Genomic DNA, 14,565 nt, shown 5'->3' on the forward strand with positions numbered 1-14,565 from the left:
GAAGGACTGCAAGCATGACCGAAAATCTCGATGCCTGGCGCAAGCTCGCCGCGAAGGAACTCAAGGGCGCCGATCCCGACAGCCTGACCTGGGACACGCTGGAAGGGATCGCGGTCAAGCCGCTTTACACCAGCGCGGATACCGCGAACCTGCCGCATATGGGCACGGTTCCCGGGGTGGCGCCCTTCACCCGCGGCGTGCGGGCGACGATGTATGCCGGCCGGCCCTGGACGATCCGCCAGTATGCGGGCTTTTCGACGGCAGAGGAATCGAACGCCTTCTACCGCAAGGCGCTGGCGGCGGGGCAGCAGGGCGTTTCGGTCGCCTTCGACCTTGCCACCCACCGCGGCTATGACAGCGACCACCCGCGCGTTCCGGGCGATGTCGGCAAGGCGGGCGTGGCCATCGATTCGGTCGAGGACATGAAGATCCTCTTCGACGGCATCCCTCTGGAAAAGGTGTCCGTGTCGATGACGATGAACGGTGCCGTCATCCCGATCCTCGCCAATTTCATCGTCACGGGCGAGGAACAGGGCGTGGACCGCAGCCTTCTGTCGGGCACGATCCAGAACGACATCCTCAAGGAATTCATGGTGCGGAACACCTATATCTATCCGCCCGAACCCTCGATGCGGATCATCGCCGACATCATCGAATACACCTCGACCGACATGCCCAAGTTCAACTCCATCTCCATCTCCGGCTATCACATGCAGGAGGCGGGGGCGAACCTGGTGCAGGAACTGGCCTTCACCCTGGCCGACGGGCGCGAATATGTGCGCGCGGCGCTGGCGCGGGGGATGAACGTCGACGATTTCGCCGGACGGCTGTCGTTCTTCTTCGCCATCGGCATGAACTTCTTCATGGAGGCGGCGAAACTGCGTGCCGCCCGCCTGCTGTGGCACCGGATCATGAGCGAGTTCAACCCGCAGAAGACGGGCAGCCTGATGCTGCGCACGCATTGCCAGACCTCGGGCGTGTCGTTGCAGGAACAGGATCCCTACAACAACGTCGTGCGCACGGCATACGAGGCGCTGGCGGCGGCGCTCGGCGGTACCCAGTCGCTGCACACCAACGCGCTGGACGAGGCGATCGCGCTGCCCACCGAATTCAGCGCCCGCATCGCGCGCAACACCCAGCTGATCCTGCAAGAGGAAACCGGCATCACCCATGTCGTCGATCCGCTGGCCGGGTCGTACTATGTCGAAAGCCTGACGGCGGAACTGGCCGAAAAGGCCTGGGCGCTGATCGAGGAAGTCGAGGCGATGGGCGGCATGACCAAGGCCGTCGCCTCGGGCATGCCCAAGCTGCGGATCGAGGAAACCGCGGCGCGGCGGCAGGCGATGATCGACCGCGGCGAAGAGGTCATCGTGGGGGTGAACAAGTACCGGCTCGCCAAGGAAGACCCGATCGACATCCTCGACATCGACAACGTGAAGGTGCGCGAGGCGCAGATCGCGCGGCTCAACACCGTGCGCGCCGGGCGGGACGAGGCGCAATGCCGGGCCGCGCTGGCCGAACTCGGCCGCCGCGCCGCCGAGGGCGGCAACCTGCTCGCCGCCGCGGTCGAGGCCGCGCGCGCCCGGGCCACCGTAGGGGAGATCAGCGACGCGATGGAAAAGGTGTTCGGCCGCCACCGGGCGGAGGTCAGGACGCTTTCGGGCGTCTACGGGGCGGCCTACGAGGGCGACGAGGGCTTTGCCGCGATCCAGCGCGAGGTCGATGAATTCGCCGAACAGGAAGGCCGCCGCCCGCGCCTTCTGGTGGTCAAGATGGGGCAGGACGGGCATGACCGCGGCGCCAAGGTGATCGCCACCGCCTATGCCGATATCGGCTTCGACGTGGACGTGGGCCCGCTGTTCCAGACCCCCGAAGAGGCCGCGCAGGACGCCATCGACAACGACGTCCACGTGGTCGGCGTGTCGTCGCTGGCCGCGGGCCACAAGACGCTGGCGCCGCAGCTGGTGCAGGCGCTGAAGGACCGCGGGGCAGAGGATATCCTGGTGATCTGCGGCGGCGTGATCCCGCAGCAGGACTATCAGTTCCTCTACGACCACGGCATCAAGGCGATCTTCGGCCCCGGCACCAACATCCCCAGTGCCGCGCGCGACATCCTGCGCCTGATCCGCGAGGCGCGGGGCAAGTAGGCTTGCCCGGCCCCGCGCCCTTTGCCCGGCGGTGGTGCGGGCGGAGGGCGCGGTGCCGGGGCGCTGCCCCGGACCCCGGAGTACTTTTGAAAAGATGAAGCCACGGTGCGTGCTCTTTCCGGAAGGGCACGCCCCTGTTCATTTTCTGTCCCTGAATATCCCCGCCGGAGGCTCCCGCGCTCTGCACCGAACCAGAGGCCGGGCATGGTCCCTTTGCAGTCGCGGAAACTTCCGGCCTGACAGCATCGCGCCGAGGCCCTATGCTGGCGCCATGTCGATCTGGACCCGCATCGCCCAAGCCCTCGCGGCCCTCGCCAATGGCGAGGGCCTTGCCGCCGTGTTCGACCGCCTGCGCACGCCGCCGGAACGGTCCGTCGCCTTCACCATCGCGGTGATCGGCCTCGGCGCCAAGATGGCCAAGGCCGACGGGCTGGTCACGCGCGACGAGGTGACGGCCTTCCGCCAGGTATTCGCCATCCCGCCGGGGGAGGAGGCGAACGCCGCGCGCGTCTTCAACCTCGCCCGGCAGGATGTGGCGGGGTTCGACCATTACGCGGCCAAGATCGCGCGCATGTTCGCGGGCGATCCGCAGATGCTGGCCGACCTGATGGAGGGGCTGTTCCACATCGCGGTGGCGGATGGCGACTATCACGAGGCGGAGGATATCTTCCTGTCCCGCGTCGCCGCGATCTTCGGCATCGGGCAGGCACAGTTCCGCGCGCTCCGGGCGCGGTTCGTGCCGGGTGCGCCGCGCGATCCCCATGACGTTCTGGGCGTGCCCCCTGGCGCGCCGCTGGCCGAAATCCGCATCGCCTGGCGGCAGGCGGTGCGCGACAACCACCCCGACCGCATGGTCGCCCGCGGCGTGCCGCCCGAGGCGCTGCGGCTGGCCGAACGCCGCCTGGTCGACATCAACGCGGCGTGGGAGGAAATCAGCCGCGCCCGGGCGGCCTGATGCCTGCGATGTTCCGCCTCGCAACCTACAATGTCGAATGGTTCAACGCGCTCTTCGACGACAACGGCCAGCTTTTGCCGGATGACGCCCCGGGCGGGCGCCACGGCGTCAGCCGCGCCCGGCAGGTGGCGGCGCTGGCGCGGGTCTTTGCCGCCATCGACGCCGACGCCGTGCTGGTGGTCGAGGCCCCGAACGAGGGCCGCCGCCGGTCCACCGTGCGGGCGCTGGAAAACTTCGCCGCCGCCTTCGGCCTGCGCACCCGCAGCGCGCTGATGGGCTTCGCCTCGGAAACCGAACAGGAACTCGCGCTGCTTTACGACCCCGGCCGGGTGGCGGCGGTCCACGACCCGCAGGGCCCGGCCCGCGGCCGGCGCGGGCAGGACCGCGCGCCGCGGTTCGACGGCGTGTTCCGCATCGACCTGAATGCCGACGGGCAGGTGGATCACGTGCGCTTCGCCCGCCCGCCGCTGGAACTGGTGCTGCGGCCTGCGGGGGGCGGGCAGGCGTTGCGGCTGATCGGGGTGCATCTGAAATCCAAGGCCCCCCACGGCGCGCGCAATCCCGAGGCGGCGCATGCCATCGCGCTGGCCAACCGCCGCAAGCAACTGGCGCAATGCCTGTGGCTGCGCGCGCGGGTCGAGGATCATCTGGCCGCGGGCGACAGCCTGATCGTTCTGGGCGACCTGAACGACGGTCCGGGGCTGGACGAATACGAGAACGGCTTCGGCCAGTCGGGGGTGGAGGTGGTGATGGGCCTCGACGCCGCGCCCGCATTGCGCCTGCACGACCCGAACGCGCGCCGCGCGCTGCACCATCCGCTGGCCGCCGCGCCGACCAGTTCGCGGTTCTGGCTGGCCGAGGAGGGGCGGTATCTGTCGGCGCTGCTCGATTACATCATGGTGTCGCCCGACCTTTGCGCGCGGGATCCGCGCTGGCGCATCTGGCATCCGTTCGAGGATCCGCAGTGCTGGGAGGATGCGGGCCTGCGCGATGCGCTGCTGGCGGCGTCGGATCACTTCCCGGTGACGCTCGATCTGGCGCTTTGACCCTGCCGGGGGATGGGGTAGGGTCGGGCCATGCGACGCCTGATCCTTGCCCTTTGCCTTGCCCTTGCCGCCGGCCCGCTGGCCGCGCAGACCGGGGCGCCTGAAGACGCCCCCAAGGACGGCGGCGACCTGCGCGAAGGCGCCGACCTGCTGGAGGAAGGCGCGCGCCGCCTGCTGCGGGGGCTTTTGTCGGAAATGGAACCGGCGCTGGACGAGATGGGCCGCGCCTTCACCGAAATGCGCCCGGTGCTGGAGGATCTGGCCGAAATGATCGGCGACATCCGCAATTATCACGCGCCGGAAAAGCTGCCGAACGGCGATATCATCCTGCGCCGCAAGATGCCGGAACCGGCGCTGCCCGATCTGCCCGAAGGCGAAGAGATCGAGATCTAGGGGGATCGGCGAAGGCCGATCCGGGCCCGCCCTCAGCCCGCGTCCAGCACATCCGCCGTGGCCCGCATCGCCTGCACGAAGGCGGCGAAGCGGGCCTGTGCCACCTCGCCGAACAGGTCGCGCCCGCGTTTCGTCAGGGCCAGCGTGATCACCCGCTTTTTCGGCTGCCAGCGCAACTGCCCCGCGCTTTCGGGATCGGCAAAGGCGAACATCGCGCCGAAGCGCATGGCCTTGCCCAGAACCTCGGCCTCGCGCAACTGGTCTTCGGACAGCAGGCGCAACAGCGGCTCGAACCGGGTGCCCGCGCGGTTGTTCTTGTAGCGGTGCAGCAGCGCCAGCCCCAGGAACACCCGCCCCGCATGGTCGAGCCCGCCGAGATTCGCGCGCGTGGCGTTGTCGAAACAGACCTCGGCGCGATAGTCGGGATGCGCGCGCCATGTGGTGTCGTGCAGCAGGCAGGCGGCCTTGACCAGCCGCAGCCGTTCGTCCGGCAGGCCCTTGAACAGCGGCAGGAGGAAATGGAACAGCCGCTTGCCGAAGCCCGGCATGCGCGCCTGCGTCACCTCTGCCATGCGCGCGGCCTCCAGCAGCGGATCGCGCGCGCGCAGGCGTTCGGGCATCTGTTCGTACAAAAGCCCCTCGCGGATGCCATAGGCCGACACGTCGATTTCGCGCGGCTTCAGCACGCGGATCATTTCCGCCAGCACCTCGCAGGCCAGCGGCAAAAGCTCGATCCGTTCGGCGGAAACGCCGATGCGCGCGCGCAGGGTGGGCAGGTCGGTCCGGGCGATCCAGTCCACCGTTTCCAGCACCGATTGCGGCGTCATGCGGTATTCGTGCAGCACCGTCAGCGGATAGGCGCGCCGTTCCATGTCGAGCCGCGCGAACACCCGCCACGATCCGCCGACAAGGTAGATCCGCGCGCCCTCGGTTTGCAGATCCGCCCGCACGGGCTTGAGCGCCGCGGCCACATGCGCCGCGCGTTCCTTCGCCCCGCCGCGAAGCTGCTGCAACCGGAAGGGGCCGAGCTGCGTCGATACCCGCCGCCCGACCTTGCCCTTGCCGATGCGCGCCAGTTCCATCGAGTTGCCGCCGATGTCGCAGACGATCCCTTCGGCCCCCGGCCAGCCGAGCAGGACGCCCTGCGCCGACAGCCGCGCCTCTTCGGCGCCGTCGATGACCCAAAGGCGCAGGCCGGTTTCGCGAAACACCTGATCGCGGAATTCGGGGCCGTCGGCGGCCTCGCGCACCGCGGCCGTCGCCACCACGGTCAGCGGGCCGATCGCCATGTCCTCGGCCAGCAGGGCGAAACGGCGCAGCGCCGACAGCGCGCGGGCGCGGCCCTCGGGGTTCAGCCGCCCGGTTTCGGCCAGCCCCTTGCCCAGACCCGCCATCACCTTTTCGTTGTAGAAATAGGCCGGGCTGCGCGCCGCCCCGTCGAACACCACCATGCGGACAGAGTTGGACCCCACATCCACCACCCCCACCCGGGCCAAAGCACGGGCCGAGGGGTCTTCGAACAGGGGGCGGCCGAAAGGGCCGGCGTCGTCGGGTGCCGGGGGCTGGATCTCGTTCATCCGCGGTCTCCATCTGCGACGGTTGGCGCGACGATGCCGATGCCGCCCCGCGGCGTCAATCCTTTGCGGGCGCGGCGGTGCGATCAGCCGCGGCTGTGGGCAAGCCGCGGCACATCCGCCGCCCCCGCCCGCCCGCGGCCCGACAGCGACGGGTTTTCCATGAAAAAGCGGTGGCAGGAAAACAGATCGCCGTCCTTCGCGGCCAGATTGCGGGCATAGCTGCCATCGGGGGCGAGGATCCAGCTTTGCGCCTCGTCCGCCATGTTGGCGGCCATGATCTGGTTGGTGATCTGCGCCTTGACGGTGGGGTTGCGCACCTCGACCAGCGTTTCCACCCGGCGCAGCAGGTTCCGCCCCATCCAGTCGGCAGAGGACATGAACACCCGCGCATGGGCAGAGGGCAGCGCATGGCCGTTGCCGAAACAGACGATGCGGCTGTGTTCCAGAAACCGCCCGACGACGGATTTCACCCGGATGGTTTCCGACAGCCCCTTGATGCCGGGGCGCAGGCCGCAGACGCCGCGGATGACGAGGCTGATCTTCACCCCGGCCTGACTGGCGGCATAAAGGGCGTCGATCACCTCGGGTTCGATCAGGCTGTTCATCTTGGCCCAGATCTCCGCCGGCCGCCCGGCGCGGGCGTTGTCGGCCTCGGCCCCGATCAGGTCCAGCAGGCGGGATTTCAGGTCGATGGGGCTGATGGCGAGGTTTTCCAGCCCCTCGGGCTGCGCATAGCCCGACAGGTAGTTGAACACCTTGGTCGCATCGCGCCCCAGGGCCGGGTCGCAGGTGAACAGCGACAGGTCGGTATAGATGCGCGCGGTGATCGGGTGATAGTTGCCGGTGCCGAAATGGCTGTAGGTGACAAGGTTCTCGCCCTCGCGCCGGACCACGACCGACATCTTGGCATGGGTCTTGTAGCGCATGAAGCCGTAGACGACATGGGCGCCCGCGCGTTCCAGCCGGCGGGACTGGCGGATGTTCGCGGCCTCGTCGAAGCGGGCCTTGAGTTCGACCAGCGCGGTGACGGATTTCCCGCCCTCCGCCGCCTCGCACAGCGCATCGACGATGGGGCTGTCGTGCGAGGTCCGGTAGAGCGTCTGCTTGATCGCCAGCACATTGGGGTCGCGCGCCGCCTGTTGCAGGAAGCGGATCACCATGTCGAAGGTCTCGTAGGGGTGATGCAGCAGCATGTCCTTCTGCCGGATCGCGGCGAAGATGTCGCCGTCGTGGTCCGTCACCCGTTCGGGCACGCGCGGGGTGAAGGGCGGCCACAGAAGGTCGCGCCGGTCGATCACCAGTTCCTTCAGGTCGGCCACGCCCACCAGCCCGCGCACCTCGACCACCTCGTCGGGGGCGGCGTCGAGTTCGGCCATGATCAGCGCGCGCAGCCCCTCCGGCGCGCCGGCAGAGATCTTGAGCCGGATCACCTCGCCCCGCCGGCGGCGTTTCAGCGCGTGTTCGAACTCGCGCACCAGATCCTCGGCCTCGTCCTCGACCTCGATGTCGCTGTCGCGCAGCACGCGGAAGGTGCAGTGGCCGGTTTCCTCGTATCCCGGGAACAGGCTGCGCAGATGCAGCAACAGCATCTCTTCCATCGGCAGGACGCGGTATTCGCCTTCCTTGCCCGGCAGCACCACGAATCGCGCGATCTGCTGCGGGATGGGCAGGATCGCGCGCAGCTTGCGCCGGTCGGCGATGCGTTCCAGTTCCAGCCCCAGACAGAAGCCGGTGTTGGGGATGAAGGGAAAGGGATGCGCCGGGTCGATGGCCAGCGGCGACAGCACCGGGAACACCTTGGCGACGAAATGTTCCTGCAGGAAGGCCCGGTCGCGCACCGTCAGCTTGGCGCGGCTGAGGATGGCGATCCCGGCATCCTCCATCTCGCGCTTCAGCTTGTTGAACACCTTCTGCTGCACCTGCATGAGGTTGCGCGCATCGGCGTTGATCAGCACCAGCTGTTCGGCGGGCGTGCGCCCGTCATCGGACAGCGTGCTCTTGTTCGCCCGCGCAAGTTCGCGCAGCCCGGCCACGCGGACGGTATAGAATTCGTCCAGGTTGGTGGCGGAAATCGACAGGAACCGCAGCCGTTCCAGCAGCGGCACGCGGGGATTCGCCGCCTCGTCCAGCACCCGCCAGTTGAACGCGAGCCAGGACAGTTCCCGGTTGAAGAACCGCCGCGGGCCCCGGGTTTCGGAATCCGGCAGGGTCACGGGATCGGGAAAGGGGGCGGCAAGAAAATCGGCCTGGGTCATAAGATCCCTACACTCCGGCTGGTGGCGTCATCCGCCTTCTGCCGCATCTTCAACAAGGTTTTGTAACACTTCGGCGGCAAGCGCGCGGGTGACGGGGCGCGATTGTTCCAGCGCGCGCGCATCCAGCGCCGCGACCAGCGCCTGCGCCACATCCAGCGCGCGCGGCATGCGCGGCACCAGCCAGTCGATCAGCCCCGGCGCGACCGCCAGTTGCCGGTCGGCGAAAAGCTTGATCAGGACCGCGGCCAGCAGCGCGTCGTCGGGGCTGCCGATGCGCGCAAGTCCGGCGGCCTGCATGCGGCTGGCCAGATCGGGCAGCGCGAGGCCCCAGTCGCGCGGTGGGCCGGCGGCCGTGACCAGCAGCGCGCCCCGCGCCTCTGCCACCAGCAGGTTGTGCAGGTGGAACAGCGCGCGTTCGGCCGCGCCCTTGCCCCCGATGCGGTCGGCATCCTCGACCGCGACCGCGCCGGTCGCGGCCAGCGCCGGCAGGTCGGCCCCGGGCAGGTCGGCGGCGGCGATGACCGCCGCCCCGCTCGCCGCCGCCCAGACATGGGCCAGATGCGTCTTGCCCGCGCCAGGGGGGCCCGCCAGCACCAGCTTGCCCCCCGGCCAGCCGCGCCAGCCCTCGACCGCCGTCAGCGCCTGCGCATTGGCGGGCGAGACGATGAAATCCGCCCGCCCCCGCGCCACCCGCACCGGCAGGTCGAGGATCAGCTGCCGGTTCATCCCGCGTCCCCGTCGGTTCCGGCCGGCGGCCGCCGGCCTAGGCCCCGGTACAGCAGGCTCGATTCGTATTTCTGCGCCGCGAACCGCATCAGCACCCCGATCGCCGCCGCCACCGGCACCGCCACCACCATGCCCACGAACCCGAAAAGGGATCCGAAGGCCGACAGCGCGAACAACAGCCACACCGGATGCAGGCCCACCGACCCGCCCACCAGCTTGGGCGTGAGGATGTTGCCCTCGACGAACTGGCCCAGCACGAAGATCGCCACCACGATCCCGATCGACAGCCAGTCGCCCCAGAACTGGAACAGCGACAGCCCGATGGCCAGTACGCCGCCCACCAGCGTGCCGACATAGGGAATGAAGGCGATGGCCCCCGCGATGGCGCCGATCACCAGCCCGAATTGCAGCCCCGCCACCGTCAGCGCCACGGCATAGAACCCGCCGAGGATCATGCAGACCGACATCTGCCCGCGCACGAACCCGGCCAGCACCAGGTCGATCTCATGCGCCAGATGGCGGATCACCGGGGCATGGTCGCGCGGCAGCATGTCGTCGATGCGGGCGATCATCCGGTCCCAGTCCAGCAGCATGTAGAAGGCCACCACCGGCACGACGACGATGAACAGCACCGCCCCGATCACCCCCATGGCCGAGGTCAGCAGGCTGTTCGCCAGTTCCCCCCCGCGCGACTTGATCCCCTCGCCGATCTCGCCCAGGGTCTGGCGGATGGTGCTGGTCTCGTCCCGGATTTCCGGGAAATGGTCGATCAGGAAGGTCTGCAACTGCGTCAGCAGGTCGGGCGCGGTGTTGATCAGCGCGCGCAGTTCCGACACCAGCGTCGGGATCACCGCCAGAACCAGCAGCACCGCCACCAGCACCGCGACGACCGAGATGGTGATGGTGGCCAGCACCCGGCTCATGCCCCAGCGTTCCAGCCGGTCGGCCACGGGATCGAGGAAATAGGCGATCGCGCCGCCGACGAGGAAGGGCAGGATCACATCGCCCAGAAGCCACAGGATCAGCAGGAAAACCGCCGCGGCGATGCCCCAGTACCGCAACTGTTCCCGGATCGACAATGCCATCGAAAAATCCCTTCCGCCCGACGCCATCAGATTGCCCAACCCCGCCCGCGTTGCAAGGGGCAGGGGGATCACGAAGGTGAAGAGGGCGGGGCGCAAAGCGCCCGTGGACATGGGGGGCCGTGCGGCGGCGGGATGTCATCGCGGCCGCCGGAAGGCGCGCGCGGGGGGCAGGATGCATCCGTTTCTCACCCGCGGCGGCGGGGCTTCCCCCGCACGGTGCGCTTTGGACGAAGGCAAAGCCCCGCCCCGCTTGCCTGCCCCCTGCGGATCGCATAATCCCTGCGGGTGCCAATCCCACCGGAGGAACCGATGCGCCTGTCCCGCTATTTCCTGCCCGTCCTGCGGGAAAACCCCGCCGAGGCGCAGATCGTCAGCCACCGCTACATGCTGCGCGCGGGCATGATCAAGCAGCAGGCCGCGGGGATCTATTCCTGGCTGCCGCTCGGCTATCGCGTGCTCAGGCGGATCGAGGACATCGTGCATCAGGAACAGGCGCGCGCCGGCCACATCCCGCTGCTGATGCCCACGCTGCAACCGGCGGACCTGTGGCGCGAATCCGGCCGCTACGACGACTACGGGCAGGAAATGCTGCGCATCACCGACCGGCACAAGCGCGATCTGCTCTACGGGCCGACGAACGAGGAGATGATCACCGACATCTTCCGCAGCCATGTCGGCAGCTACAAGGACCTGCCGCTGACGCTCTATCATATCCAGTGGAAGTTCCGCGATGAGATCCGCCCGCGCTTCGGCGTCATGCGGGGGCGCGAGTTCCTGATGAAGGACGGCTACAACTTCGACATCGACAAGGACGCCGCGCTGCACGCCTACAACCGCCACATGGTCAGCTATCTGCGCACCTACGAACGCATGGGGCTGACGGCGATCCCGATGCGCGCGGCCTCGGGCCCCATCGGGGGCGACAACACGCATGAATTCCTGGTGCTGGCGGCGACGGGCGAGTCGGAAGTGTTCTACGACGACCGGGTGACGGGCCTGAAACTGGGCGACCGCGTGGTGGATTTCGACGACCGGGCCGAGGTGGCGGGGATCTGCAAGGAATTCACCACCCTCTACGCCCGCACCGACGAAACCCACGACCCCGCGTTGTTCGACCAGATCCCCGAGGCGCACCGCAAGGTCGGCCGGGGGATCGAGGTGGGGCAGATCTTCTACTTCTCGACCAAGTATTCCGAACCGATGGGCGCGGTGGTGGTCAACGACAAGGGCGAGCGCGTGCCCGTCCACATGGGCAGCCACGGCATCGGCGTGTCGCGCCTTCTGGGCGCGATCATCGAGGCGAGCCATGACGACAAGGGCATCATCTGGCCCGAGGGCGTGACCCCCTTCCCGGTGGGGATCGTGAACCTGAAACAGGGCGACGCCGCGACCGATGCGGCCTGCGAGGGGCTTTACAAGGCGCTGACCGCGCAGGGGCTGGAACCGCTCTACGATGACCGCGACGAACGCGCGGGGGCCAAGTTCGCGACGATGGACCTGATCGGCCTGCCGTGGCGGATCACCGTGGGGCCGCGCGGGCTGGCGAACGGCAAGGTGGAACTGACCAGCCGCCGCACCGGCGAATCCGAGGAAATGAGCCCCGAGGCCGCGGTGGACCGTATCGCGCAGATCTACGCCGCGCATCCCTGAGCCCCCGGCTTGACCCCCACCCCCGCGCCGCCCATCTTGAACGGGTGGCATCCGGGGGAAGGGCGATGGCCGGCGGTTGGGCGCATGACGGCGCGGTGAACGAACAGATCGAGGCGTCGATCGGGGATGAACTCGCCCGGATGCGGGCGCGCCCGCGCCCGCGGGGCGAAAGCTTCACCCATTGCGCCGAATGCGACGAACCGATCCCCGAGGCGCGCAGGCAGGCGGTCCCGGGCGTCAAGCTCTGCATCGACTGCCAGCAGACCCGCGACGCACGGCCCGTCCTGCGCGGCGGCATCAACCGGCGCGGATCGAAGGACAGCCAGTTGAAGTGACCCTGCGGGGGCAATTTGTTCCCCCGGGCAGGCTGGCGAAGGCGCGTGCCTTCGCCATATCCGGCGCGTGGAGTTGCCCCGGCCGGTGGCCCAAAGCCCCCGGCCAGCGCCCGCCCCGCCCATGGCGGGCGCCGGCCTCTCCATTTTCCCCGGCATCACCGTCCCTGGCGCCATCGCCGCGCCACGGGCGGGGGAAACGCAGTGCGTTTCCTGATCCCGCCCGGCCCCGTCATGGCGCGAATGTCGATGCGGCCCGGGGCGGGGTGTTGCAGGCGCGGGGCCGGCGCTCCCCCCGAACCCCTTCACATCGGCGTAGGCCGGGCCGCGCCCCGCAGCCCCTCGCTTGACCTTCGCCCCACCCGCCGCCATGGTGCCCGCCAGCCACAACCGGAGCCGCCATGGCCGCCAGAACCGCCCCCTTCGCCGCCTTCGAATGGATGATCGCCTGGCGCTATCTGCGCGCGCGGCGGGCCGAGGGCGGGGTCAGCGTGATGACCTGGATCAGCCTTGTCGGCATCACGCTGGCGGTGTTCGCGCTGATCGCCACGCTGGCGGTGCGTGCGGGGTTCCGCGCCGAATTCGTGGACACGATCCTGGGCGCCAATGCCCATGTCACCGTCTATTCCGCCGCGCGGCAGACGCCTGCGGGCGGGCTCGACCGGACGATGGCGGATTACGCCGGAACGGCCGCCCGCATCGCCGAAATCCCCGGCGTCACCCGCACCGCCCCCCTGATCCGCGGCCAGGTGATGGCCAATGCCACGGGGCGCAACGCGGGGGCGGAGGTCTACGGCATCACGCTCGACGACCTGCGCACCATCCCCCGCGTCGGCCGGGCAGAGACCTTCGAGGGCGACATCGCCCGGTTCGATCAGGGCATCGCCATCGGGTCCGGCCTTGCGCGCGAACTGGGCGTGGTGGCGGGCGACCGCATCCGCCTGATCTCGCCCGAGGGGGTGCGCACGGCCTTCGGCACCTCGCCCCGGGTGAACGCCTATGAGGTGGTCTATATCTTCACCGCCGGGCGCTACGACATCGACCGCACCCGCATCTACATGCCCTTCGCCGAGGCGCAGAGCTATTTCAACCGCGAGGGCGTGGCCGACGAGATCGAGGTCATGGTCGAAAACCCCGAGGCGGTGGACGGCTACGCGCTGCGCCTGATGCAGGCGGCGGGCGACCATGCGCTGGTCTGGACATGGCGCGACAGCGCCGGCAGCTTCCTGCGCGCGCTGGACGTGGAGGACAACGTGATGTTCGTGATCCTGTCCATCCTCGTGCTGATCGCGGCGATGAACATCGTCTCGGGCCTGATCATGCTGGTCAAGAACAAGGGCCGCGACATCGGCATCCTGCGCACGATGGGCCTGACCGAAGGGTCCGTCCTGCGGGTGTTCTTCATCTGCGGCGCGGCGACGGGGCTGGCGGGAACGGCGGCGGGGGTGGTGCTGGGATGCCTGTTCGCGATCTATATCGACCCGGTGTTTTCCTTCGTGAACTGGGTCGCGGGCGGCGGCGTCTGGGATCCGTCGATCCGGGGCATCTACAACCTGCCGGCGCAGTTGCGGCTGGCCGATGTGATGCAGGCGGTGGGGCTGTCGCTGGGTCTGTCGTTCATCGTCACCATCTTTCCCGCGCGGCGCGCGGCGCGCATGAACCCGGTGGAGGCCCTGCGCTATGAGTGACGCGGTGCTGATGCTCGACGGGATCGAAAAGACCTACAACCGCAACCGCCCGGGCGAGGTGCGGGTGTTGCAGGGGGCAAGCCTTTCCGTTGCGCGGGGCGAGGTGGTGGCGCTGGTCGCCCCTTCGGGTGCGGGGAAATCGACGCTGCTGCATGTGGCGGGGCTTCTGGATACGCCCGATGCGGGGCAGGTGGCGATCGCCGGGCGGGCGATGCAGGGCGCATCCGACCGCGCGCGGACCGAAATGCGCCGGGGCGAGGTGGGCTTCATCTACCAGTTCCACCACCTGTTGCCCGAATTCACCGCGCTGGAAAACATCGTGCTGCCGCAACTGGCGAATGGCGCAGGCGCCGCCGCGGCGCGGGCGCGGGCCGAGGGCCTGCTGGCCCGCGTCGGCCTTGCCGCCCGCGCCGGCCACCGGCCCGCGGCGCTGTCGGGGGGCGAACAGCAGCGCGTGGCCTTCTGCCGCGCGCTGGCCAATGCGCCGAAGCTTCTGCTGGCGGACGAACCCACCGGCAACCTCGACCCCGCGACCTCGGCGCAGGTGTTCGGCGTGCTGATGGAGGTGGTGCGCGAAACCGGCCTGTCGGCGCTGATCGCGACCCACAACATGGACCTTGCCGCGCGGATGGACCGGGTGGTGCGGCTGGAGGCGGGGCGGGTGGTCTGACCGGAAGGCGTTGCGCGGGCGGAGGGTGCGGGGCCTCCGGC

Annotated in this window: 12 protein-coding genes; 8 read left to right on the forward strand and 4 right to left on the reverse strand. The window is 69.1% G+C overall.

From position 1 onward, the window contains the following. Positions 1-14 precede the first annotated feature (14 nt). The 4 genes from scpA (at position 15) to RGD00_RS06740 (ending at position 4,541) form a co-directional block, all read left to right on the forward strand. Positions 15-2,147, forward strand: a complete 2,133-nt coding sequence (scpA, locus tag RGD00_RS06725; RefSeq protein ID WP_310456537.1) for a methylmalonyl-CoA mutase — start codon at positions 15-17, stop codon at positions 2,145-2,147. 271 nt (positions 2,148-2,418) lie between these two features. Next, complete coding sequence (locus RGD00_RS06730) at positions 2,419-3,102, forward strand: molecular chaperone DjiA (RefSeq protein ID WP_310456538.1); 684 nt, start codon at positions 2,419-2,421, stop codon at positions 3,100-3,102. Beyond that, positions 3,102-4,148 (forward strand): endonuclease/exonuclease/phosphatase family protein, encoded by a 1,047-nt coding sequence (locus RGD00_RS06735; RefSeq protein ID WP_425603380.1) that lies wholly within the window; start codon positions 3,102-3,104, stop codon positions 4,146-4,148. Before RGD00_RS06730 ends, RGD00_RS06735 begins: the two co-directional genes overlap by 1 nt. 30 nt (positions 4,149-4,178) lie before the next feature. Then, on the forward strand, positions 4,179-4,541 hold the full coding sequence (locus RGD00_RS06740; protein WP_310456540.1) for an AAA+ family ATPase: 363 nt from the start codon (positions 4,179-4,181) through the stop codon (positions 4,539-4,541). Positions 4,542-4,573: 32 nt separating this feature from the next. Here RGD00_RS06740 and RGD00_RS06745 read toward each other — a convergent pair whose 3' ends face one another. The 4 genes from RGD00_RS06745 to RGD00_RS06760 form a co-directional block, all read right to left on the reverse strand. Next, complete coding sequence (locus RGD00_RS06745) at positions 4,574-6,118, reverse strand: Ppx/GppA family phosphatase (protein WP_310456541.1); 1,545 nt, start codon at positions 6,116-6,118, stop codon at positions 4,574-4,576. 83 nt (positions 6,119-6,201) lie between these two features. Further along, positions 6,202-8,373: an RNA degradosome polyphosphate kinase gene (locus RGD00_RS06750; RefSeq protein ID WP_310456542.1), complete on the reverse strand. Its 2,172-nt coding sequence runs from the start codon at positions 8,371-8,373 to the stop codon at positions 6,202-6,204. 27 nt (positions 8,374-8,400) lie between these two features. After that, positions 8,401-9,099: a P-loop NTPase family protein gene (locus RGD00_RS06755; protein WP_310456543.1), complete on the reverse strand. Its 699-nt coding sequence runs from the start codon at positions 9,097-9,099 to the stop codon at positions 8,401-8,403. Beyond that, a complete protein-coding gene (locus RGD00_RS06760; RefSeq protein WP_310456544.1) occupies positions 9,096-10,184 on the reverse strand; it encodes an AI-2E family transporter in 1,089 nt (362 codons plus the stop codon). The genes RGD00_RS06755 and RGD00_RS06760 overlap by 4 nt, the downstream gene beginning before the upstream one ends. Positions 10,185-10,493: 309 nt before the next feature. On the opposite strand from RGD00_RS06760, the gene proS reads away from it, so the two are divergent. The 4 genes from proS to RGD00_RS06780 all read left to right on the forward strand — a co-directional run bounded on the left by proS (position 10,494) and on the right by RGD00_RS06780 (position 14,524). After that, positions 10,494-11,834, forward strand: a complete 1,341-nt coding sequence (gene proS / locus RGD00_RS06765) for a proline--tRNA ligase (protein WP_310456545.1) — start codon at positions 10,494-10,496, stop codon at positions 11,832-11,834. A gap of 65 nt (positions 11,835-11,899) precedes the next feature. Further along, on the forward strand, positions 11,900-12,169 hold the full coding sequence (locus RGD00_RS06770; RefSeq protein ID WP_310456546.1) for a DksA/TraR family C4-type zinc finger protein: 270 nt from the start codon (positions 11,900-11,902) through the stop codon (positions 12,167-12,169). 398 nt (positions 12,170-12,567) lie between these two features. Then, complete coding sequence (locus tag RGD00_RS06775) at positions 12,568-13,854, forward strand: lipoprotein-releasing ABC transporter permease subunit (RefSeq protein ID WP_310456547.1); 1,287 nt, start codon at positions 12,568-12,570, stop codon at positions 13,852-13,854. Then, the gene (locus RGD00_RS06780) at positions 13,847-14,524 is read left to right on the forward strand and encodes an ABC transporter ATP-binding protein (protein ID WP_310456548.1); all 678 of its coding nucleotides are present in this window, start codon (positions 13,847-13,849) and stop codon (positions 14,522-14,524) included. Before RGD00_RS06775 ends, RGD00_RS06780 begins: the two co-directional genes overlap by 8 nt. Positions 14,525-14,565: the final 41 nt, after the last annotated feature.

Origin of the sequence: Ruixingdingia sedimenti, assembly GCF_031432425.1 — a bacterium.
Taxonomy (GTDB): domain Bacteria; phylum Pseudomonadota; class Alphaproteobacteria; order Rhodobacterales; family Rhodobacteraceae; genus Ruixingdingia; species Ruixingdingia sedimenti.

What these genes read in the sequence shown, in the direction of transcription:
- RGD00_RS06730 (WP_310456538.1), top strand. Translation starts at nt 2,419, where the DNA reads ATGTCGATCTGGACCCGCATCGCCCAAGCCCTCGCGGCCCTCGCCAAT.
- proS (WP_310456545.1), top strand. Translation starts at nt 10,494, where the DNA reads ATGCGCCTGTCCCGCTATTTCCTGCCCGTCCTGCGGGAAAACCCCGCC.
- RGD00_RS06745 (WP_310456541.1), bottom strand. Translation starts at nt 6,118, where the DNA reads ATGAACGAGATCCAGCCCCCGGCACCCGACGACGCCGGCCCTTTCGGC.
- RGD00_RS06750 (WP_310456542.1), bottom strand. Translation starts at nt 8,373, where the DNA reads ATGACCCAGGCCGATTTTCTTGCCGCCCCCTTTCCCGATCCCGTGACC.
- RGD00_RS06770 (WP_310456546.1), top strand. Translation starts at nt 11,900, where the DNA reads ATGGCCGGCGGTTGGGCGCATGACGGCGCGGTGAACGAACAGATCGAG.
- RGD00_RS06760 (WP_310456544.1), bottom strand. Translation starts at nt 10,184, where the DNA reads ATGGCATTGTCGATCCGGGAACAGTTGCGGTACTGGGGCATCGCCGCG.
- scpA (WP_310456537.1), top strand. Translation starts at nt 15, where the DNA reads ATGACCGAAAATCTCGATGCCTGGCGCAAGCTCGCCGCGAAGGAACTC.
- RGD00_RS06735 (WP_425603380.1), top strand. Translation starts at nt 3,102, where the DNA reads ATGCCTGCGATGTTCCGCCTCGCAACCTACAATGTCGAATGGTTCAAC.
- RGD00_RS06775 (WP_310456547.1), top strand. Translation starts at nt 12,568, where the DNA reads ATGGCCGCCAGAACCGCCCCCTTCGCCGCCTTCGAATGGATGATCGCC.
- RGD00_RS06780 (WP_310456548.1), top strand. Translation starts at nt 13,847, where the DNA reads ATGAGTGACGCGGTGCTGATGCTCGACGGGATCGAAAAGACCTACAAC.
- RGD00_RS06755 (WP_310456543.1), bottom strand. Translation starts at nt 9,099, where the DNA reads ATGAACCGGCAGCTGATCCTCGACCTGCCGGTGCGGGTGGCGCGGGGG.
- RGD00_RS06740 (WP_310456540.1), top strand. Translation starts at nt 4,179, where the DNA reads ATGCGACGCCTGATCCTTGCCCTTTGCCTTGCCCTTGCCGCCGGCCCG.